17 protein-coding genes are annotated in these 21,464 nt (G+C 40.5%); 8 read left to right on the top strand and 9 right to left on the bottom strand.

The window, feature by feature from the left end; genetic code table 11:
- Nucleotides 1-62: 62 nt before the first annotated feature.
- On the bottom strand, nucleotides 63-1,721 hold the full coding sequence (gene pafA / locus DVR12_RS16590; RefSeq protein WP_116976919.1) for an alkaline phosphatase PafA: 1,659 nt from the start codon (nucleotides 1,719-1,721) through the stop codon (nucleotides 63-65).
- Nucleotides 1,722-1,894: 173 nt separating this feature from the next.
- Here pafA and DVR12_RS16585 point away from each other — a divergent pair, with 173 nt between their 5' ends.
- Nucleotides 1,895-3,136, top strand: a complete 1,242-nt coding sequence (locus DVR12_RS16585) for an aminotransferase class I/II-fold pyridoxal phosphate-dependent enzyme (RefSeq protein WP_116976918.1) — start codon at nucleotides 1,895-1,897, stop codon at nucleotides 3,134-3,136.
- A gap of 114 nt (nucleotides 3,137-3,250) precedes the next feature.
- Here DVR12_RS16585 and DVR12_RS16580 read toward each other — a convergent pair whose 3' ends face one another.
- Together DVR12_RS16580 and purL are read right to left on the bottom strand one after the other, a co-directional pair.
- Nucleotides 3,251-4,144: a glycerophosphodiester phosphodiesterase family protein gene (locus tag DVR12_RS16580; protein ID WP_116976917.1), complete on the bottom strand. Its 894-nt coding sequence runs from the start codon at nucleotides 4,142-4,144 to the stop codon at nucleotides 3,251-3,253.
- Nucleotides 4,145-4,704: 560 nt separating this feature from the next.
- Nucleotides 4,705-6,927: a phosphoribosylformylglycinamidine synthase subunit PurL gene (purL, locus tag DVR12_RS16575; protein ID WP_116976916.1), complete on the bottom strand. Its 2,223-nt coding sequence runs from the start codon at nucleotides 6,925-6,927 to the stop codon at nucleotides 4,705-4,707.
- Nucleotides 6,928-7,215: 288 nt separating this feature from the next.
- On the opposite strand from purL, the gene DVR12_RS16570 reads away from it, so the two are divergent.
- The 3 genes from DVR12_RS16570 to DVR12_RS16560 all read left to right on the top strand — a co-directional run bounded on the left by DVR12_RS16570 (nucleotide 7,216) and on the right by DVR12_RS16560 (nucleotide 11,339).
- Nucleotides 7,216-9,405 carry a glutamine synthetase III family protein gene (locus DVR12_RS16570; RefSeq protein ID WP_116976915.1) on the top strand — a complete coding sequence of 730 codons (2,190 nt, stop codon included), beginning with the start codon at nucleotides 7,216-7,218 and terminating at the stop codon, nucleotides 9,403-9,405.
- A 197-nt stretch (nucleotides 9,406-9,602) separates the two neighbouring features.
- Nucleotides 9,603-10,436, top strand: a complete 834-nt coding sequence (locus DVR12_RS16565) for a hypothetical protein (protein ID WP_116976914.1) — start codon at nucleotides 9,603-9,605, stop codon at nucleotides 10,434-10,436.
- 87 nt (nucleotides 10,437-10,523) lie between these two features.
- A complete protein-coding gene (locus DVR12_RS16560) occupies nucleotides 10,524-11,339 on the top strand; it encodes a hypothetical protein (protein ID WP_116976913.1) in 816 nt (271 codons plus the stop codon).
- Nucleotides 11,340-11,398: 59 nt separating this feature from the next.
- On the opposite strand, the gene accC is transcribed toward DVR12_RS16560, so the two are convergent.
- From accC to efp, 3 genes are all read right to left on the bottom strand, one after another.
- On the bottom strand, nucleotides 11,399-12,736 hold the full coding sequence (accC, locus tag DVR12_RS16555) for an acetyl-CoA carboxylase biotin carboxylase subunit (RefSeq protein WP_116976912.1): 1,338 nt from the start codon (nucleotides 12,734-12,736) through the stop codon (nucleotides 11,399-11,401).
- A 126-nt stretch (nucleotides 12,737-12,862) separates the two neighbouring features.
- The gene (gene accB, locus DVR12_RS16550; protein WP_116976911.1) at nucleotides 12,863-13,351 is read right to left on the bottom strand and encodes an acetyl-CoA carboxylase biotin carboxyl carrier protein; all 489 of its coding nucleotides are present in this window, start codon (nucleotides 13,349-13,351) and stop codon (nucleotides 12,863-12,865) included.
- Between the two features lie 142 nt (nucleotides 13,352-13,493).
- The gene (gene efp / locus DVR12_RS16545) at nucleotides 13,494-14,060 is read right to left on the bottom strand and encodes an elongation factor P (protein ID WP_116976910.1); all 567 of its coding nucleotides are present in this window, start codon (nucleotides 14,058-14,060) and stop codon (nucleotides 13,494-13,496) included.
- Between the two features lie 184 nt (nucleotides 14,061-14,244).
- On the opposite strand from efp, the gene DVR12_RS16540 reads away from it, so the two are divergent.
- The 3 genes from DVR12_RS16540 to DVR12_RS16530 all read left to right on the top strand — a co-directional run bounded on the left by DVR12_RS16540 (nucleotide 14,245) and on the right by DVR12_RS16530 (nucleotide 16,426).
- Nucleotides 14,245-14,757, top strand: a complete 513-nt coding sequence (locus DVR12_RS16540) for a peroxiredoxin family protein (RefSeq protein WP_116976909.1) — start codon at nucleotides 14,245-14,247, stop codon at nucleotides 14,755-14,757.
- 97 nt (nucleotides 14,758-14,854) lie between these two features.
- Nucleotides 14,855-15,796 carry a malate dehydrogenase gene (mdh, locus tag DVR12_RS16535; RefSeq protein ID WP_116976908.1) on the top strand — a complete coding sequence of 314 codons (942 nt, stop codon included), beginning with the start codon at nucleotides 14,855-14,857 and terminating at the stop codon, nucleotides 15,794-15,796.
- A gap of 162 nt (nucleotides 15,797-15,958) precedes the next feature.
- Nucleotides 15,959-16,426 (top strand): MarR family winged helix-turn-helix transcriptional regulator, encoded by a 468-nt coding sequence (locus DVR12_RS16530; RefSeq protein ID WP_116976907.1) that lies wholly within the window; start codon nucleotides 15,959-15,961, stop codon nucleotides 16,424-16,426.
- On the opposite strand, the gene DVR12_RS16525 is transcribed toward DVR12_RS16530, so the two are convergent.
- The 3 genes from DVR12_RS16525 to DVR12_RS16515 all read right to left on the bottom strand — a co-directional run bounded on the left by DVR12_RS16525 (nucleotide 16,421) and on the right by DVR12_RS16515 (nucleotide 19,738).
- The gene (locus DVR12_RS16525) at nucleotides 16,421-17,656 is read right to left on the bottom strand and encodes an MFS transporter (RefSeq protein WP_116976906.1); all 1,236 of its coding nucleotides are present in this window, start codon (nucleotides 17,654-17,656) and stop codon (nucleotides 16,421-16,423) included. The genes DVR12_RS16530 and DVR12_RS16525 overlap by 6 nt on opposite strands.
- Nucleotides 17,657-17,730: 74 nt before the next feature.
- Complete coding sequence (locus DVR12_RS16520; protein WP_116976905.1) at nucleotides 17,731-18,414, bottom strand: DedA family protein; 684 nt, start codon at nucleotides 18,412-18,414, stop codon at nucleotides 17,731-17,733.
- 64 nt (nucleotides 18,415-18,478) lie between these two features.
- Nucleotides 18,479-19,738: a dicarboxylate/amino acid:cation symporter gene (locus DVR12_RS16515; protein WP_116976904.1), complete on the bottom strand. Its 1,260-nt coding sequence runs from the start codon at nucleotides 19,736-19,738 to the stop codon at nucleotides 18,479-18,481.
- Nucleotides 19,739-19,933: 195 nt separating this feature from the next.
- Here DVR12_RS16515 and DVR12_RS16510 point away from each other — a divergent pair, with 195 nt between their 5' ends.
- Complete coding sequence (locus DVR12_RS16510) at nucleotides 19,934-21,427, top strand: amino acid permease (protein WP_116976903.1); 1,494 nt, start codon at nucleotides 19,934-19,936, stop codon at nucleotides 21,425-21,427.
- Nucleotides 21,428-21,464: the final 37 nt, after the last annotated feature.

The raw sequence follows: 21,464 nt of genomic DNA, 5'->3' as shown, positions 1-21,464 counted from the left end.
AATTTTAAACCTCCCGGAGGCTCGTTCATTCTTCTAACTCATGGCAATCTAAGCAAAAAAAATTAATGGGTAATTTCCTGAATTACCTGCCCAATATTTCCGCTAGGCATCTGTATTTGTAATAATGCAGCAATTGTTGGCGCAATGTCGGTCATCCCGATTGTACGGTTGGTTTTACCATGATTGATCCCCCATCCCATCCAAACTAACGGAATATGTGAATCATATGGGTTCCATAAACCATGGCTGGTACCGGTAGGCCCCTCATCCAGGTATCCCGATTGCAATACAATCTGGATATCTCCACTGTTTTTTGCATTATAGCCATTGGTGATCATACTCTTCATAGGCTCAGGCAAAGCTGTAATAGCCAAATCAGTTAGTGGAAAGGCATTTAGGATTGCCGGTTGCCTGATCAGCCATTTTGTGATGAACTTATTAATCTCCACCTCATTCTTACCTGCTTTTTCAATGGCATCATGATCTAAATACAATTGATAATTCGCATATTCTAGGATTGCTTTATTTACTCCAAAACGACTTGCAATAAGTTGATTTAATTCCTTAATTCCTGCTGCTGCATCCCAAATTCCACCAGGCAGGTTGTTTTCTTCCATAAAGCCCGGAACATGCGCTACGCCATGATCTGCTGTAATAAAGAACAAATATTGGCCCTTGCCGATTTTAGCATCCAGATACTTGAAAAATGATGCTAAATCCTGATCCAGCCTTAAATAGGTATCTTCTATCTCTACTGCATTAGGCCCAAACTGGTGACCAACTTTATCTGTAGATGAAATACTGATCGCTAACAAATCTGTTACGCCGCTTTTTCCCAAGCCATAACCTTCAATTGCTTTTTTAGCAAACTCTAAGGTCAGCGTATTGCCAAAAGGTGTATTTGCCACAGAACCATTCGGATTAGCCGTCAGATCATGTGGAAAAGAAGTATTTGTAGCATTTTTATATTTTCCCTCATATGGCTTCTCATCTCCGGTACTTAATACGTAAGTATTTATAGGATAAAGAGTTGTCCAGGGTTTTGAAAGATATTGTTGTGGTAATTTTTCATTATTGAAAGATTGTGCCCATCCCGGAAGTTCTTTCATATAATAGGTGCTGGTAACAAAATTACCGCTTCCTCCATCATACCAGAATGCCGCATTGGCACTATGTCCGGCTGGCAGAATAGCTCCTCTGTCTTTGATTGCCACCCCTACTACTTTGCTTTGGAAGTTGTTGGATAAACGCAGTTCATCCCCAATGGTGGTCACTTTAAGGTTACGTGGACTCATTTTACCACTCTTGCCGCTGGCACCAACTGTAGTAACAGTTGAATCTTCGGTACAATAAACCAACCTATCTAGCTGTCTGCTATACCAGTCATTACCAGCGATACCATGAATAGCGGGTACAGAGCCGGTATATACACAGCTATGCCCCAGGGCTGTTATGGTTGGCGTGTAATTGATCAGGGTATTTTCACAGGAAAAACCATCCTGTAAAAGCCTTTTAAACCCTCCGGCAGTATAACGGTTATTATACCTGTAGAGGTAATCCCAACGCATTTGGTCTACAACTACACCAACAATCAATTTAGGACGAATAGCTTTATTACTTTTGGATACCGACTGATTGAATGGTGCTGGTGAAGTGGCTTTCTGAGCCATCAGCGCTACCGGAAATATAAGGGCAGCGGTTAAAAATCGCGTAAATTTCATTGTTGCATAAGTATTTAAATGTCACGGTAATATACTTGTATAATGCCTTTTTTCATAACTTAAAAACTATAATAAGTTAGTTTTATCAGATTATCTAGGTTTACAAAAATGAATATTTTAATACCTTTGTGACCGTTTTTAAAGATTGAATTAACCATTACATAATATATCGTATGGATATTTTCGAGAAACTGCTGAAACATCTGGGCCCTATTGGGGAACATTCAGACAGAGCCCATGGCTATTTCGCATTTCCAAAGCTGGAAGGAGAAATAGGTCCCCGCATGAAATTCCGGGGCAATGATAAGATCGTTTGGAGTCTGAACAACTACCTGGGGCTTGCAAACCACCCTGAGGTACGTGCAACTGATGCTAAAGCAGCTGCCGATTTTGGTATGGCATCTCCGATGGGAGCGCGCATGATGAGCGGTAATACCAATTACCATGAAAAATTAGAGAACGAACTCTCTGATTACATGGGCAAAGAAGCTACCACCCTACTGAACTATGGTTACCAAGGTATCATGAGTGCAATTGATGCAATTGTTGGCCGTAGAGATGTAATAGTATACGATGCAGAATGCCACGCCAGTATCCTGGATGGTTTACGCCTGCACCCCGGAAAACGTTATGTATTCAAACATAACGATATGGAAGATTTCGACAAACAAATGAAACGCGCTACCGAACTGGCTAAGGCTCAGGGCGGTGGTATCCTGGTTGTTACCGAAGGCGTATTCGGTATGGCCGGTGATCAGGGTAAACTGAAAGAAATCGTTTCCTTTAAAGGTAAATATGAATTCCGCCTGTTAGTAGATGATGCTCACGGCTTTGGTACTATGGGTAAAACCGGTGCCGGTACTGGTGAAGAACAAGGCGTTCAGGACCAGATCGATTTGCTTTTCAACACTTTCGCAAAATCTGGTGCTTCAATTGGAGCTTTCATCAGCGGTGACAGACCAATCATCAATTACCTGAGATATAACATGCGCTCTCAGATCTTCGCTAAATCTATTCCTTTACCAATCGTGATTGGTCACTTGAAAAGAGTAGAATTAATGCGCAAATACCCTGAGATGAAGGCTAAATTGTGGCATAACGTAAATAAGCTGCAAAACGGACTGAAAGATCGTGGTTTCAATATCGGTAGAACTAACTCACCTGTAACTCCAATCTATTTACAAGGTGATATTCCTGAGGCTACGGCAATGTGCCTGGATCTGCGTGAAAACTACAACATCTTCTGTTCTATCGTAGTTTATCCGGTTATTCCTAAAGGCCAGATCATTTACCGCTTAATTCCTACTGCTGCACACAGCGATGAGGATATTGAGTTAACACTCAAAGCGTTCAGCGAAACCAAAGCTAAACTGGATCAGAAAGTTTACGAGGTGGCTGAAATTCCAATGGTATAAGATTAACCACTATACAAAACAAAATAGGCTGTATCATATGATACAGCCTATTTTTTATTCGGGTACCTGATAATGTCAGATAGTCCTTTAGTTTGTTTTTGATTCTGCTTCTAATTATTTCTGATAGCTCCCAGCTATTTTAATTAGCCGGTCGGGATAATTGGTAATAATTCCATCTACTCCATAACCAATCAACCTCTCCATATCTTCCGGCTGATCTACTGTCCACGGCAATACTTCTACTTTTTTGGCGTGTGCTTCTTTTATCAATTCAGGTGTTACCATCTGAAAATGTGGACTATAGATCGTGGGAGTGAATCCCAGGTCTGCTACATTTGCCTCAAATGACTTGTTAGAGGCCAGTAATGCCGTTTTTTGCAATGGATACTTTTTATGAACTTCTCTCAAAGTGCGGAAATCAAAAGATTGAATAGTAACCCTGCCGGCTATCTTCTTTTTATTCACAACCCCCATCAATAATTGCACAAAGACTTCCGGAACCGGATTTAAAGAGCCGTCGCCAAAGGCTTCCGACTTTGTTTCAATATTATAGTTAACCGGTTTCAGATTATTTTTCTTTACATAAGCCTCAACAGAATCTATCAAGGCTGATAAAAGAGGCCTTGAAACCTTAAATTTCTGTTGGTCAGGAAATCTGGGATGTTGACGGGTTCCTGCATCATACTTTCTGATACTATCATAGGTCATGGAGAATAGCGTAAGTTGATTTTGCTCTTCTCTTGAAATATCGCTACCGTCGGGTTTGCGCATAAAATCGCCATTCATATAGGCATCGTGCGACACTACCACCAGGCTATCTGCAGAAATAATGCAATCCAGCTCCAGAGTGCGTGCACCCAACTTTACTGCGTTAATCATAGCCGGAATAGTGTTTTCAGGCATGAGCCCCATACCACCTCTATGAGCCTGAACATCTAATTTTTGTTGAGCATCTGCTTTTCCTGCAAAAAGAAGGCATGCTAAAGCTGGTAACAATAATCGATTCATTCTTCTGAAAATTATGTGTCTAAGATACTGTATTCTAAAAGAGATGTATTTCTGATAAGGATTAATTAACGTGTATTCATCTTCGTGGTAGGTAAACAAAAAGGGCTGATTTCTCAGCCCTTACTCAAATCGTTCTTTCACTAGGTGTAAATTTTCATTTAGATTTCATCAGGACATGGTGTAGAACAAATGGTTTTCATAGAAATTGGAATAACCAAGTGATTCCAAATATTTTATAAAAAGTATTTCTTTTAAATACTATTTTTTTATTCATCGTTGTTTATCAAAAATATCATAGATTTCTTCAATTTTTATAACACTAATGTGCTATTTTGTTAATAGCTTGTTAAAGGTTAACACTGCAATAATAAATCACTATAACACCCAAAACCTGCAGTTTTAGTGGGTTTGGTGGGGATAAACAATTAATTTGTCGAGGAAGGCGTGTAGAGTGCGACGTTACTACAGGTGATAATCATATACAACCTTCATGATAGCAGGCAAATAAAAAGGCGCCTCAGATACTGAGACGCCTTCGAAATTATTACTTAGAGGAAGCACTATTTCAGGTGTTCTTCTATAGAAGTATCATAAGTTTTCTTCCAGGTGCTTACTTTACCCCAGTCTTCACCATTAACTTTTACGTTTTCACCGGTAACAACTCCCAGTTTCTCATATCTCACAGAGTTATCAGAAGCGTCTACCAGTCCGTGTAACAATGCTTCAAATTTCTCTTTATCAGCAGGGTTGATAGTTACAACTACGCGGCTTTGGCTTTCACCGAAGAGGAATGCATCCTTACGGAATTTGTTATTCAGTTGCAGTTCGAAGCCTAATTCTCTTGTCATTGCACTTTCCAGCATAGAAACAAACAGACCGCCTTCACTGATATCGTGTGCAGATTGGAGTAATCCGGCTTTATTCAGTTTAGCGATTGCCTGATGTACGTGCAGTTCTTCGTCGAGGTTGAAGTGAGGCGCAGGGCTAAATTCAACACCGATGATTTTGTGCAGGTATTCGGAGCTGTTGATATCGTTACGGTTACGACCAATCAGGTATACAAGGTCACCTTCTGCCTTAAAATCGAGCGTAATGCGTTGATCCAGGCTATCCAGGATACCCACCATACCGATAGTTGGAGTTGGATAAACCGGACCATCAGGAGATTGGTTATAGAAGCTCACGTTACCACCGGTTACAGGGGTATTAAATTTACGGCAGGCTTCACCCATACCCTGAACTGCGTGTACGAACTGATAATATACTTCAGGATCGTAAGGGTTACCAAAGTTCAGACAGTTGGTAATTGCAACAGGTTCGCCACCAGAGCATACAATGTTACGTGCAGCTTCAGCAACAGCGATCTGTCCACCTTTATGAGGATCAGCAAAAACATAACGACCATTACAATCGGTAGTTACAGCTAATGCTTTTTTAGTTGGTTTAACTAATACGATAGAAGCATCACTAGGAGCATTGGTGCTTGCATTGGCAGTACCAACCATGCTATCATATTGATTATAGATCCAGCGTTTGGAAGCGATGTTTGGCAAGGCAACCATTCTTTCAGCTACAAAGCGAGGGTGATCAACATCCGGGATATTCTGGATGTCGAATGCTTTGATTTTAGAGAAATAAGCCGGTTCTGTGTAAGCGCGGTGATATTGAGGAGCACCTCCGCCAAGTACGAGGCTTTCAGCAGGAACATCTGCTTCCAGCTCATCGTTCATGTAGAACTTCAGGTTAGTATCTTTAGTTACCTCTCCGATTTGTACACAATGGAGATCCCATTTTTCAAAAATATCGAGGATTGGTTGTTCCTGACCTTTTTTCACTACGATCAGCATACGTTCCTGGCTTTCGCTCAGCAACATTTCCCAGCCTTTCATATCTTTCTGACGGGTAGGTACTTTATCGAGCCAGATTTTCATACCATGCTCGCCTTTTGCACTCATTTCAGCCGTAGAGCAGGTAATACCGGCAGCACCCATATCCTGCATACCGATGATAGAACCGGTTTTAATGATTTCGAGGCAGGCTTCCAGCAATTTCTTTTCCTGGAATGGATCACCTACCTGAACAGCAGGTAAATCTTCAGCACTTTCTTCAGTGATATTGGCAGAAGCAAAGGAAGCACCACCAATACCATCTTTGCCGGTAGCAGAACCTACAATGAAAACAGGGTTTCCTTCACCATAAGAAGTAGCGGAAACTGTTTGACCAACCTTAACGATACCAACGCTCATTGCATTTACCAGCGGATTGGTACCATAGCAGTCTTCAAAATATGCTTCACCGCCAACGGTAGGAACGCCGAAGCAGTTACCGTAATGGCCGATACCATGAACAATACCTTTTACCAGATGCTGGGTTTTAGGATCGTTGATATTACCAAAGCGAAGAGAGTTTAAAGCAGCGATTGGGCGGGCTCCCATAGTAAAGATATCGCGATGTATACCTCCCACTCCGGTAGCAGCACCCTGGAAAGGTTCGATTGCGGAAGGGTGGTTATGTGATTCTATTTTGAACACCACCGCGTAGCCATCGCCGATGTCTACCAGGCCTGCGTTTTCTTCTCCTGCTTTTACAAGCAGTCTGTCGCCTTCCCGAGGCAGGGACTTGAGCCAAACGATTGAATTCTTATAAGAGCAGTGTTCGCTCCACATTACAGAATACATACTGAGTTCTGTAAAGTTGGGCACACGGCCTAAAATGGTTTTGATCCGTTCAAACTCGTCAGCGGTAAGTCCTAACTGTTCTGCAATTTCTACGGTGGTCTGCATGTATTTAAGTATAAAAATCGAGTGATTTAAAAGAAGTTGCAAAATTAGGTGTTTTTCCTGCAAATGCCAAGAGGTAGAGGATTACGAACTGAAAGACATATCCTTTCGTTTTAATTCATATTATTATTTTTTTAATTTATCAGTTTTCAGACATGCTCAGGTCAAATAATTGACCAAAAAACAAAAAAACAGACTTTTAAGAACCCAAAATGTAATTTTTCAGTTAAAGTGAACAAAATATTTGCATTTTAAACGACTGATGCGTTCTTTTGTGTAAAATATTACAGCATGCAATCGTTACGTTTCAAAGCGCTGGAAGGATTAGCTGGCGTAGACAATACTCTAAACGAATATACCGGTAAGATTACCGATATATTTGGCAGCAATGTTTTTACAGGTAAAGTAGTTCGCGAATATTTAAGCGACGAGGCTTACAAAAGCCTGATGAACTCCATTAAAAATGGCACTAAGCTGGAACGTAAGATGTCCGAGCAAATCGCATCTGGGATGAAAGCATGGGCTATGAAGAAAGGTGTTACCCACTATACCCACTGGTTCCAGCCATTGACTGGCACTACTGCCGAAAAACACGACTCATTCTTTACGCTGAAAAGTGATGGTTCTGCCCTCGAAACTTTTGATGGCGATGCACTGGTTCAACAAGAGCCAGATGCTTCCAGCTTCCCTAACGGAGGTTTAAGAGCAACTTTTGAAGCTCGTGGTTATACTGCCTGGGATCCATCCTCTCCTGCATTTATTCTTGAAAATGCAACTGGTAAAACCCTTTGCATCCCTACAATTTTCGTTGCTTATACCGGCGAATCTCTGGATTATAAAGCTCCATTATTAAAAGCATTGGCTGCTCTTGATAAAGCCGCAGTTGATGTTTGTAATTATTTTGATAAAAATGTTACCAAAGTAACTGCTACCCTCGGTTGGGAACAGGAATACTTCCTGGTAGACGAAGCACTGGCTAATGCACGTCCGGATCTGATCATGACCGGCCGTACTGTTGTTGGTCACTCTCCTTCTAAAGGTCAGCAATTGGAAGATCACTACTTCGGTGCTATTCCTGACCGCGTGTATGCTTACATGCGCGATTTCGAAATCGAATCCTATAAACTGGGTATTCCTTTAAGAACCCGTCACAACGAGGTTGCTCCTTCTCAATTTGAGTGCGCTCCTATCTTCGAAGAAGTAAACATCGCAGTAGATCATAACTCCCTGCTGATGGATGTTATGAATAAAGTGGCCAAACGTCACAAACTGAAAGTGTTATTACACGAGAAACCATTCGCCGGCATCAACGGTTCTGGTAAACACAATAACTGGAGCATGGCTACAGATACTGGTGTTAACCTCCTGGCTCCTGGTAAAACACCTAAGACCAACCTGATGTTCCTCACTTTCTTCGTGAACACTATTAAAGCAGTTCATGATTATGCAGACCTGATGAGAGCTTCTATTGCTTCTCCGAGCAATGACTTCCGTCTGGGTGCTAACGAAGCTCCTCCTGCTATCATTTCTGTTTTCACCGGTAAATACCTTTACGAAGTATTGCAGGAAGTTAAAACCCGTGTTAACAATAAATTCGACGAACAGGACGAAGCTATCCTGAAACTCGACCTTCACCGTCATATTCCAGAATTAATGCTGGATAACACTGACCGTAACCGTACTTCTCCTTTTGCTTTCACTGGTAACAAGTTCGAGTTCCGTGCCGTTGGTTCTACCGCTAACTGCGCTTCTGCAATGACTGTATTAAATACAATAGTTGCAAAAACTTTGACTAACTTTAAAACCGAAGTTGATGGTCTGATCGAAAAAGGTGAGAAAAAAGAGATTGCAATTATGCAAACTCTTCGGAAATATATTGTAGATTCGGAAAAAGTATTGTTCGAAGGTGATGGATACAGTGAAGAGTGGGAAAAAGAAGCAGAAAGAAGAGGTTTACCTAACATCAAAACCACTCCAAAAGCTTTAGATGCCTATGTAACTGAAAAAAGTACTAAACTGTTTACTGAAACAGGTATCTACAATGCCAAAGAATTACACGCCCGTCATGAAATTTTACTGGAAGACTATGTAAAGAAAGTGCAAATCGAAGCTCGTGTAATCGGTGATCTCGCTACCAACAACATCCTGCCTTCTGCTATCAGCTACCTGAACGACCTGGTAGAAAACATCAAAGGCCTGAAAGAAATTGGACTGGGTGAAGAATCCATCAAAGCTCAAAAACAAATTGCTAGTAAAATAGCTGAACATATTAATGTAATAAGTGAAAATGTACAGGCAATGATCGAAGCTCGCAAAATCGCTAATAAACTTAGCGATAGCCGTCAGAAAGCGATCGATTACTGTGAAAAGATCAAGCCGTACTTTGATGTTATCCGCTACCACTCTGATAAATTAGAGTTCCTCGTGGATGACAAAAAATGGGCATTGCCTAAATACAGAGAGCTGCTTTTCTTGCGATAAAACCGTAAGATTGTTTTGGTGTATGATTAGCCCCGGATTTTTATCCGGGGCTTTTTTTTTGCAGTTATACTACTTCTCCGCTCATCCCTCACTGCCGTTATTCTTCATATATACCAACATAACTTTAGCCGCCCATTACCCGAACCCCCTGCTAATCAATTAACCCTTATTCATTTATCTTTTTAAACAAGTATTCAATGTTAAAACACCCAAAATTTACGCAATGCATCTTAACCTGCGCTTTATTCTCCCTTTTATTCGTAAGTAGCTGTATTAAACATCCCGATGCCGGCCCCGGACTTCACAATGTAAAGCTCAGTAAATTTTATGCTGAGCATTGGTATGATGGCAAACCAATGTATGCTGATTCATTCAATGTTACCTACAACTCTAAAGGAGATCCCATAAAGGTAAGAGGTAAATTCATCTCTACCGGTTATCCTCAAATTTTAATCAGCTACGATAATCAGGGAAGAGTTAAAGCAATACTCCATGCTTATGATAACGGCTTTTACGAAACAGCCAACAAGTATATCTATCAGCCAAACAGCAATGTAGTCATTGACAGCATATTTCACTTCGGTGCTTTTAATACCAGCACTCTTGAAATTCTGTCAACCCTCGGTGGCGACCAACTGGAAAACAGATTAACTTTCGACAACCAGCAAAGAATTGTCAAAATAGTTCAAACTCCTTATCTTTATACTAACGATGGTAGCATGATTAAAACGATTAGTTATAACAATGCTGGTAACGCAAACAAGATAAGCACTACTATCACTTCCAATCTGCAAGGCAATTCCTCAAAAGATGAATTTCCGGTTTATGATAACAAAGTCAATTTTCACCGGTTACATCCTGTCTGGCAGCTGATCGACTGGGATTACAGCAAGAACAATCCATTTACTGCAACCAATTATAATAATCTGGGATTGCCTACAGAGATTAATTTCTCCTACCCTGCTCCAACATTATCGGGCGAAGGCCTCTTCAGGTTACCCTTTGAATACATGAAATTATCTTACCAATAAACTCACATGAAAGATGCAAGGACAATGTCCTTGTATCTTTCATTATTTTTTTGAACCCCAATTATTCACAACTTAAACATCTATACGATGTCTAAATCATTCATTTCTCCAACCTTTATTCTCCTGTCACTGCTCTTCTTCGTCAGTTGCATTAAGGACCCAACACCTGTTGTGCATCAGTTACGCCTTAGTCAATTGAATGTTAAATCAATCTACGAAGGAAAAGTAATGGAATATGATACTTTCAGATTAACCTACAATTCATACGGAGACCCTGTGGAAGTAAGACCAGATGCAATTTCTACAGGTACCCCCAGAATTGTAATTGGATACGATAACCAGAGAAGAATAAAAGCTGTAATCTATGCCTATACAGGTAATGGATTCTACGAATCTCATAATTACAAATATGATGAAGGCAAAAAGTTGATTACAGACAGCGTACGTTATTTCGGAGATTTCGATCCTGTTACTTTTGAAGTAATCTCTACCCATATACCACTTGCGTTTGAGAATAAACTAACATTCGATAATCAGCAGCGAATCGTCAAAATTGTTCAAACGCCATATGTTTTTACATATGATGGTTACTCTACCATTACGTATACATACAATAGCAGTGGCAATGTATCTAAAATTACTACGGCAATAACTTCTCCTTCCCAGGGGAACTCATCTACAGACCGGTATCCTGTTTACGATACTAAGATAAATCCACATAGGCTGCATGCTGCATGGCAATTGATTGACTATGATTACAACAGAAATAACTGTGTGAAAGTAGATAGTTATAATAAACAGGGATTGCCAGTATTAATGGATTATACCGACTGGACATTAAGTATGAATAAATTTCAGTTCCTGAAACTAGCAGGGAATTATAATGAGCTTATATACGAGTAGGCATTAAAAAGCAGGGCTGATCATCTGATCAGCCCTGCTTTTTAAATATTATTTAATTCCTAAACCAGCTTAAATGTTTCAGTAAACTTGGTAGTAAAGTTTCCTTTACGGAAGTTTTCGTCACGCATTAATTGCTGATGGAAAGGAATAGTTGTTTTAACCCCTTCGATTACAAACTCACTTAGCGCGCGTTCCATTGTATTAATGGCTTCTTCACGGGTTTGAGCCATGGTAATGATTTTTGCTACCATTGAATCGTAGTATGGAGGAATAACGTATCCTGCATAGATATGAGAATCTACACGAACACCATGTCCGCCAGGGATATGCAAAGTAGTAATCTTACCAGGAGAAGGACGGAAATCGTTGTATGGATCTTCGGCATTGATACGGCACTCGATCGCGTGCATTTGCGGAGTGTAGTTTTTTCCGGAGATAGGAATACCAGCAGCGATCTTGATTTGTTCTTTAATCAGGTCGAAGTTGATAACTTCTTCAGTAACGCCATGTTCTACCTGGATACGGGTATTCATTTCCATGAAGTAGAAGTTGCGGTGTTTATCTACCAGGAATTCGATAGTACCAACACTTTCGTAATTAATAGCTGCAGCGGCTTTGATAGCTGCTTCACCCATTTTTTCACGCAGTTCAGGAGTCATGAAAGGAGAAGGAGATTCTTCCACTAACTTTTGGTGACGACGCTGGATAGAGCAATCTCTTTCACTTAAGTGACATACTTTTCCGTACTGATCACCAGCCACCTGAATTTCGATATGTCGGGGTTCTTCCACGAATTTCTCCATGTAGATACCGTCGTTGCTGAAAGATGCGCGAGCTTCGTTTTTAGCCATGGTGTAGGCATTTTCAATTTCACTTTCTTCCCAAACAACACGCATACCTTTACCACCACCACCTGCAGTAGCTTTAATAATCACCGGGAGGCCCATTCCTTTAGCTATAGTTTTGGCTTCCTCTACGCTTTGTAACAAGCCTTCGGAACCTGGAATAACAGGAACGCCAGCAGCTATCATGGTTTCTTTAGCAGTCATTTTATCACCCATCTTTCTGATCATATCAGGAGTTGGGCCAATAAACTTGATACCATGTTCACCACAGATTTCAGCGAAGCGTGCATTTTCAGCCAGGAATCCATATCCTGGGTGAATAGCATCCGCGTTGGTGATTTCAGCAGCGGCCATCAGGTGAGGGATATTCAGATAAGATTCGGTGCTCTGTGGTTTACCGATGCACACAGCTTCATCAGCAAACTTTACATGCAGGCTGTCTTTATCTGCTGTTGAATAAACTGCTACCGTTTTGATACCCATTTCCTTACAGGTACGGATGATTCTGAGGGCAATTTCGCCACGGTTGGCAATCAATATTTTCTTGAACATTGTTTTCCTTATAAGTTAATAAAAGCTATATATAGCAATATAGCTTTTAACAGATAGCCTTTAGGTCCGAATTACCGATTGGTTACAGGAGCTAAAGGCTAAGCGCTAAAAGCTAATTTGATATAATTATGGTTCAACTAAAAACAAAGGCTGATCGTATTCTACCGGAGATGCATCATCTACCAGTACTTTCACAATCTTGCCACTCACTTCACTCTCAATCTCGTTGAATAACTTCATTGCCTCGATGATACATACAACTTTACCTGGAGCAACTTCATCGCCAACACCAGCGAAAGGAGCTTTATCCGGGCCTGCGCTGCGGTAGAAAGTACCAATCATTGGTGATTTAATGGTTACCAGGTTGTCAGCTTTTGGCGCAGCTGGTGCAGCGGGCGCTGCTTGTGCTTGTGCTGCTGGTGCCGGAGCTGCTGCAGGAGCTACAGCCGCTACTGTTTGCACGGGTGCCATGGCTGCAGGAACAGTGATTACCTGCGGTGTCTCGTTATCTTTCTGCTTTATTGTAATCTTAAACTTGTCCTGTTCAATGCTCAGTTCACTGATATTGGATTTGTTTACCATTTTTACCAGTTCCTGAATCTGTTTAAAGTCCATGTAGACAGTTTTTGGTTTAGAAATATAGAATATGAAGGTTGTTTTATCGACAGACTCTTAAATCCGAGCGCCAGCCTAATGCAGCCGGCAGTCCGATTATATCCCCGTTGTTAAAATTCTCCCCTTTAAAAAAATAGATAGATTATCCTTTTACTCTCTCGATGTACTCACCTGTTTTGGTGTTCACACGGATTTGCTCTCCTTCTTCCACGAACAAAGGTACCATAACAGTTGCACCTGTTTCAACAGTAGCTGGTTTAAGGGTACGGGTAGCCGTATCACCTTTTACACCTGGCTCAGAATAAGTGATGGTCATTACAATTTTATCTGGTAATTCAACAGCCATATACTGATCTGTTTCAGTATTGATCTGTACACTTACTTCCTGGCCTTCCTTCAGAAACTGTGGAGCATCGATGGCTGCTTCTGGCATTGCTATTTGTTCAAACGTTTCATTATCCATGAAATTATAGCCAGTGTCATCTTTATATAAAAACTGGAAAGGTTTCTTCTCGATACGAACCGGGAATATAGTATCTCCTGAGTTCCAGGTATGCTCAATAGAACGGCTATTATCAACGCCCTTCAATTTAGCCCAAACCTTCGCGGCTGCACGGGCGGTTTTGTTTTGACCAAACTCTACAACAGAATACAAACTGTTATCCAGTTTGATAATTAATCCTGTTCTGATATCTGCAGTTGTAGCCATAAATTGGTTACTGATTTTAAGTTAAAAATTTTATACGGACTGCAAAAGTAAAAATTTTCGAATATGAACAAGCATCTGCTACCCAAATTTAGACGGAATAGTTACTTTTTACCTCAATTTTCGTCTTTTTAATGCAAAAAATGACATTTATACGGTAAATTTAAACCTAAATCAAGAATTTATTATGAGATTACGTCACGTGTTTTTAGTCATTTTTTGCTGTTTATCGATCTTTTCCCAGGCTCAAACTTCACCCGCCTCATCCACCACAAAACCAGCTTATTTACAGTACCCGATTATTCCAGCCTTCCCGATGACTCTTCCGGATGGTCATGTAATCACCAAAAACGATCTTAAAAAGAATGTTAAAACATTAGTATTTGTGTTTAGTGTCGATTGCGACCATTGCAAACACCTGACTGAAGAAATGCTTCAAAATATAGATAAGTTTAAAAATACTCAGGTTTTAATGGTCACTCCTTTTAAAGTAGACCAAATGAAAGAATATTATGAACAATATAAAATCAAAGACTATCCGAATATCATAATGGCTAGTGAACCCACCCGCCAGATCATGTATTTTTACGATTTACATTACTTCCCCGGTTTATTCATTTACGACAAGAAACACCAACTCGTTAAAGGCCTCGAAGGCGACGTAAAAGTTGATACCCTCTTATCCTATCTGAATAAGTAATAAGTGTTGAAATACCCATTCCCCCATCACTTATTGTAAGGCCGAATTACTACATTTGTTTTATTCACATTCATTCTTCACTTAAAACTCTTACAAAATGAAAGTTACCGTAGTAGGAGCCGGCAATGTGGGCGCAACTTGTGCTAACGTACTGGCCCACAAAGATTTTCTGAGGGAGGTGGTTTTATTGGATATCAAAGAAGGAACGGCTGAAGGCAAGGCACTCGACACATGGCAGCAGGCCCCTATCGATTATTACAGTACCAAAACCATTGGCGTCACAAACGACTACACGAAAACCGCCAATAGCGATGTTGTAGTAATCACATCGGGGCTACCACGAAAACCCGGCATGAGCAGAGATGACCTCATCTCTACAAATGCCAATATCGTCAGATCTGTCACCGAAAACATCATTAAATATTCACCAGACACTATCATTATCATCGTCAGCAACCCGCTCGATGTAATGACGTATTGCAGCTACCTCGCCGCTAAAAAAGATAGCAACAAGGTATTTGGAATGGCAGGTATCTTAGATACTGCCAGATATCGCGCATTCCTGGCCGACGAAATTCATTGCTCCCCTAAGGATATTCAGGCTATCCTGATGGGCGGACATGGAGATACCATGGTTCCCTTACCTCGTTATACTACTGTTAGTGGTATTCCGGTTACCGAATTAGTAGCTCCCGATAAACTGGAAGCAATTATTCAACGCACCAAAGTAGGTGGAGGGGAAATCGTTAACCTGCTGGGAACTTCTGCCTGGTATGGCCCTGGAGCTGCCGCTGCTCAAATGGTTGAAGCGATTCTTAAAGACGAAAAACGCATCTTCCCCGTTTGCGCATGGCTGACCGGCGAATATGGCCTGAATGATATCTACCTGGGTGTGCCTGTGGTTTTGGGTAAAAATGGAATCGAAAAAATTATAGAACTCCAATTAAATGCCGACGAAAAGGAATTGCTGCTCAATTCAGCTAAACACGTCAAAGAAGTAATGGACGTTCTGGACAATATGCAGTCGGCTGCTGTATAAAATATTCCTTGTTAATTGATTTAGGGATTTGAGTATGCGAAATAGAGAACGCATCCTTAAATCCCTAAATTATTGTAATTTTGCCCCAACTATCGCGCGAAAATGCGATAATTATGAAATATCAGCCTTTCATTTCATCAAAATGTGTTTAACTCTGAATGTATGTCTAATCTGGAAAAGTTAATTTCTCAAAAAAATTTTCAGAATGATCATCAACGAGGTCTGGTAAGCCTGATCTTCGTCGGCAATTGGATTACATCCCGCCATCAGCAATTCTTCAAACCGTATGGTATTACCATGCAACAATTCAATATACTTCGTATCCTCCGCGGACAACACCCCGAATCAGCAAACATCAATGTACTGAAAGAACGAATGCTGGATAAAATGAGCGATGTTTCCCGCCTGGTAGAACGTTTGAGAAAAGCTGAACTGCTGGATCGTAAAAGCAGCGAAATGGACAGACGCGCAGTAGAAGTACGCATCAACGAAAAAGGTCTGCAACTTCTCAACGAAATTGATTCAGACCTTAATAAGTTAGATAATGCTTTTGCTTCTTTAGATGAAGAAGAAATATCTCAATTAAATAAGTTGCTCGACAAAATGCTGGCAAGCTATAATAAACTATAACTCTTCAACATAGTTCAAATCCTTACCAAAAGTTTCCTCTATATTCCAGGCCGCAATAAAAGCGATTCCTATACATACGGCTGCTACTATTGCTCCACTCTGTAAGTAGGTAAAGGATTTCTGTACCTGTACAAATAAGATAGAAATTAATGGCAGCATCCCCCTTGCAAAGTTAGGAACCGTAGTTGCTACTGTAGCCCTAAGATTTGTTCCAAAGCTTTCAGCGGCGATTGTAACAAATATCGCCCAGAAACCTACACTAAAGCCTAATACAAAACATACTGCATAAAATACCCAAACAGCAGCACCATGCAGATTCAGATAAATGCCTACCATAATAGCTGTAAAAGCCAGGAAAAGCAACATTACTTTCCTGCGGCTTCGCCATAACTGGCTGATCAGGCCACTGGAAAAATCTCCCAATACCAGACCCGCATAACAAAAGGCAATGGCATCACCCGGGTTTATGGCTCCCTGAATCTGCATCTGAGAAGCAAACTTATTGGAAAAAGCCACCAGAATTCCTACTACAAACCAGGTTGGAGTACCAAGCAACATGCATTTCAGATATCTTAAGAATCTGTCTTTGTTGGTAAATAAGGCAATAAAACTACCCTTAGTAGTGGCAGAAGCTTTTACTTCATTGAATAAATGAGATTCCATTACGCTCACCCGAAGGATCAGCAAACACAATCCTAATCCTCCTCCGATAAAATAACAGATTCTCCAATCTCCAACCAGCTTGGCTATCATGTTTGCCGCTACAGCACCAGATACCCCCACTGTTGCAACAATCATAGTTCCATAACCTCTTTTTTCCTTTGGTAAAATCTCTGAAACCAGGGTTATACCTGCTCCTAATTCTCCCGCCAGTCCAAATCCAGCAATAAATCGCCATAACAGGTAACCATTGATCCCATGTACGAACCCATTGGCAATATTGGCTACTGAGTAAATCAGGATTGAGCCAAATAAAACACTTAACCGGCCTTTTTTATCGCCGATAATGCCCCATACAATGCCGCCGATAAGCAGACCAACCATTTGTACGTTGATCAATAGTAGCCCTGCACCACTATCAATGTCTTCCTGTGATAGGCCTAATGATTTTAAACTAGGTACTCTGACGATGGTAAATAGAAGTAGATCATAGATATCTACAAAATAGCCCAGCGATGCAACAATCACCGCAATGTTGAAAATTGAAACGGAACGATTCTCGGTTTTCATTCTTGTTGGTTGATAATAAAACGGGAATTTAAAATAAAAAAGGGCTCCTAGTGAGCCCTTTTTAAAGAAAGTTTTTATAAGGAAGGATCAGAGTCCTCTGTATTATTGGTCAGGACCTCTTCTTTAGGTTTTGCTTTTCCGGTTACCAATTTAATAATAACAGGAAGTGTGGTGATTAAAATGATTATAAGAATAATCAGTTCAAGATGTTCTTTCAGGTTAGGGAATATTTTATCCAGATAATGGCCTGCCAACATCATAGAAAATACCCAGGCAAAGGATCCGATAATATTAAAGAACATGAATTTCTTTGTTTCCATACCAACCACACCGGCTACTATCGGTGCGAAAGTGCGGATAATAGGAAGGAAACGTGCAAAAAAGATTGCACCACCTCCGTATTTTACAAAGAATTCGTGCGCCTGGTGTAAATGCTTTTGTCTAAAGAAGAAAGTATCTTTCTTTCTAAACAATAATGGGCCGGATTTCTTCCCAAACCAAAATCCTACCATATTTCCTAAAACCCCACATAGCGCAACCAATGTCATGATCACCAAAAATGGCAGGTGGAAAAAACTTTCACTTAATAAGTGACTATAAATTCCGGCTACAAAAAGAAGGGAATCCCCAGGCAGGAAAAAGCCTATAAACAGGCCAGTTTCAGCAAAAATAATTGCTAACAATAGATATAATCCACCATGTTCAATAATCCATGAAGGATTAATGAGGTGTTTAAAAAACTCAATAATCTGGTCCATTCAAAAAGCTATTTCTATTTCAGAATCGGTAAAATACGTATTAATCTGTTAGACATTTGTTAAGTTACTCTTGTATAGTATTATTTTCTGTAACTAATTTGTTTTCCCACTTCGAAACAACCGCTGTTGCCATAGCGTTTCCAATTACGTTGGTAGCAGAACGCCCCATGTCTAAAAGGTGATCTACTCCTAATAATAATATTAATCCTGCTTCCGGAATGTTGAACATTGACAGGGTTCCTGCAATTACAACCAGGGAAGCACGGGGAACGCCAGCAATTCCTTTACTGGTTACCATTAATACCAGTAACATAGTAATCTGCTGATCGATTGTTAATGGAATACCATAAGCCTGCGCAATAAATAAGCTGGCAAATGTCATATACATCATAGAGCCATCGAGGTTGAAGGAATAACCCAGGGGCAACACAAAACTTACAATACGGTTATCACATCCAAAACGCTCCAATTCTTCCATAGTACGTGGGTAGGCCGCTTCACTGCTGGCTGTGCCGAAAGCCAGTAACAGCGGATCTTTAATTCCGATTAATAAACGGAAGACAGATTTACCCAAAATTGAATAGCCTACAAGTGCTATAACTATCCATAAGCAAAGCAAACCGGCATAGAATTGTAAAATAAATTTACCATAGGTAACTAATACAACAGGTCCTTTAACTGCGATTATACCAGCCATTGCGCCAAAAACTGCAAATGGGGCAAAATTCATCACAAAACCAGTCACCTTAAGCATTATATGTGCAACACTATCTAATAATTTTACAACCGGATTAGCCTTTTCACCAATTGCAGCAGCAGCCACGCCAAAGAATATAGCAAAAACAACAATCTGCAATATTTCATTGTGTGCCATTGCATTTATGACACTATCCGGAACCAGGTGTTGGAAGAACCCTTTTAGGGTCATATTTGCCTTGGAAATACCGGTAGATGCATGTGCATCGGGTAATGGTAGCTGCAAGGAAACTCCTGGTTTCATAATGTTTACCAGCACCAAACCAAGAAACAATGATACAAAGGTTGCACTGATAAACCACAGCATGGTTTTACCGCCAATACGGCCAACGGCTTTGATATCTCCCAGTTTTGCCACTCCCACCACCAGGGTAGAAAATACCAGTGGGGCAATGATCATCTTCACAAGGCGCAGGAAGATATCTGTAAATATTGCTACATTATCAGCGAAAGTCTGCGGAGTAGTACTGGCTTTTTCATAGGAGAGATAAACGGCATAACCAGTGCCAATGCCCACCACCATGGCAAGGAATATATACAAGGTGAGACGATTCGATGATTTCTTCATGCAGCCTAAAAGTTTACTTTAGTTATTATACGTTGTAACCAGAAATTTCCCAAAAATAAGGTTTACCCGGCTAAACCAGCATTTATAGGGTAAAATAAAACGCCGGTTTTTGATTTTAGATATTATATTTGACGATTACAACAAAAAACAACAGAACTAAACTACCTTAAAACATCAACCACAATACGACTGCGTATGAGCAAACTTTTTGCTAAAAAACAACTCTCAGTTTTATTAGCCGAAGCATCAGATTCGGAAAAAGGATTAAGAAGGACATTAGGTGCAGGATCTTTGATTGCCCTTGGTATTGGTGCCATTATTGGTGCTGGTCTTTTCGTAAGAACCGCTGCTGCTGCCGGCCAATTTGCCGGTCCTGCCGTTACCGTATCATTTATTATCGCCGCTATAGGATGTGCCCTGGCCGGACTATGTTACGCCGAATTTGCATCGATGATCCCGATTGCTGGTAGTGCCTATACTTATTCTTACGCCACTTTAGGAGAATTTATTGCCTGGATCATCGGATGGGATCTGGTACTTGAATATGCATTAGGTGCTGCAACCGTTGCTATTGGCTGGTCGCAATATCTCAACAAGCTATTGACCAATGTTTTTGGGGTAACAATTCCTTACCAATGGTGCCATAGTCCATTTGAAACATCAGATGCTGGTGTTCAGGGTATTATGAACGTTCCTTCCTTGTTTATTCTTTTAGCTCTTACCATGTTACTTGTAAGAGGTATACAGGGTTCTGCTATTGTTAATAATATTATAGTAATCGCGAAAGTAGCCATTGTATTGCTGTTCATCTTCCTGGGATGGCAGTTTATCAATCCGGCTAACCACACTCCATTCACTATTTCACCGGATGCTGGTACCGTTAAAATGCATAATGGCCAGATCGTAGATTATTCCAATTTCTGGAATCACGGATGGGCCGGGGTTCTTCGGGGAGCTGGTGTGGTATTCTTCGCCTTTATTGGTTTTGATGCCGTATCCACAGCTGCTCAGGAGACTAAAAATCCAAAGAAAAACATGCCTATAGGTATCCTGGTTTCCCTGGCTATTTGTACGCTGCTTTATATTCTCTTCTCTTATACATTAACCGGTATTGCTCCGTACTCCGACTTTCTGAAGTCAGGTGGTGAGGCCTCTGTTGCTTATGCAATTGATACTTATATGCCTGGTTATGGTTGGTTATCTACTTTCATTACGGTAGCTATTCTTGCAGGCTTCTCCTCAGTAATTCTCGTAATGTTATTAGGTCAGACCAGAGTATTCTACTCTATGAGTAATGATGGATTGATTCCTTCAGTATTTGCAAAACTGCATCCTAAATACCGTACACCTTACCGTTCTCAGTGGATGTTCTTTGGTTTTGTTTCCTTATTTGCTGCTTTCGTTCCCGATAGCGTAGTAGGTGATATGACCAGTATCGGAACTTTGTTTGCATTTGTACTGGTATGTATCGGAGTAATTGTGATGCGTAAGAGTAATCCGGATGTTCCGAGATCATTTAAAACTCCTTTGGTACCTTTTGTGCCAATTTTAGGAGCTGCTTTCTGCTTACTGATGATTATCAGTTTGGGGATTGAAAACTGGTCGAGATTGATAGTTTGGTTATTAATTGGCTTCTTTATTTACTTTGGTTACAGTGTAAAACACAGTAAGGCAAGGAAAATGATGTAATTAAATATTATAATATTTTAGGTAAAACCGGACAAAA

Origin of the sequence: Chitinophaga silvatica, assembly GCF_003419895.1 — a bacterium.
GTDB classification, from domain to species: Bacteria; Bacteroidota; Bacteroidia; order Chitinophagales; family Chitinophagaceae; genus Chitinophaga; species Chitinophaga silvatica.
This window is presented reverse-complemented; position numbering and strand designations above follow the sequence as displayed.

Bases quoted from the DNA above. Each gene is read 5' to 3' on its own strand.
- DVR12_RS16510 (WP_116976903.1), top strand. From the start codon at position 19,934: ATGAGCAAACTTTTTGCTAAAAAACAACTCTCAGTTTTATTAGCCGAA.
- DVR12_RS16565 (WP_116976914.1), top strand. From the start codon at position 9,603: ATGTTAAAACACCCAAAATTTACGCAATGCATCTTAACCTGCGCTTTA.
- purL (WP_116976916.1), bottom strand. From the start codon at position 6,927: ATGCAGACCACCGTAGAAATTGCAGAACAGTTAGGACTTACCGCTGAC.
- DVR12_RS16520 (WP_116976905.1), bottom strand. From the start codon at position 18,414: ATGGACCAGATTATTGAGTTTTTTAAACACCTCATTAATCCTTCATGG.
- DVR12_RS16525 (WP_116976906.1), bottom strand. From the start codon at position 17,656: ATGAAAACCGAGAATCGTTCCGTTTCAATTTTCAACATTGCGGTGATT.
- DVR12_RS16560 (WP_116976913.1), top strand. From the start codon at position 10,524: ATGTCTAAATCATTCATTTCTCCAACCTTTATTCTCCTGTCACTGCTC.
- accB (WP_116976911.1), bottom strand. From the start codon at position 13,351: ATGGACTTTAAACAGATTCAGGAACTGGTAAAAATGGTAAACAAATCC.
- accC (WP_116976912.1), bottom strand. From the start codon at position 12,736: ATGTTCAAGAAAATATTGATTGCCAACCGTGGCGAAATTGCCCTCAGA.
- mdh (WP_116976908.1), top strand. From the start codon at position 14,855: ATGAAAGTTACCGTAGTAGGAGCCGGCAATGTGGGCGCAACTTGTGCT.
- DVR12_RS16580 (WP_116976917.1), bottom strand. From the start codon at position 4,144: ATGAATCGATTATTGTTACCAGCTTTAGCATGCCTTCTTTTTGCAGGA.
- DVR12_RS16515 (WP_116976904.1), bottom strand. From the start codon at position 19,738: ATGAAGAAATCATCGAATCGTCTCACCTTGTATATATTCCTTGCCATG.
- pafA (WP_116976919.1), bottom strand. From the start codon at position 1,721: ATGAAATTTACGCGATTTTTAACCGCTGCCCTTATATTTCCGGTAGCG.
- DVR12_RS16530 (WP_116976907.1), top strand. From the start codon at position 15,959: ATGTCTAATCTGGAAAAGTTAATTTCTCAAAAAAATTTTCAGAATGAT.
- DVR12_RS16585 (WP_116976918.1), top strand. From the start codon at position 1,895: ATGGATATTTTCGAGAAACTGCTGAAACATCTGGGCCCTATTGGGGAA.
- DVR12_RS16570 (WP_116976915.1), top strand. From the start codon at position 7,216: ATGCAATCGTTACGTTTCAAAGCGCTGGAAGGATTAGCTGGCGTAGAC.
- efp (WP_116976910.1), bottom strand. From the start codon at position 14,060: ATGGCTACAACTGCAGATATCAGAACAGGATTAATTATCAAACTGGAT.
- DVR12_RS16540 (WP_116976909.1), top strand. From the start codon at position 14,245: ATGAGATTACGTCACGTGTTTTTAGTCATTTTTTGCTGTTTATCGATC.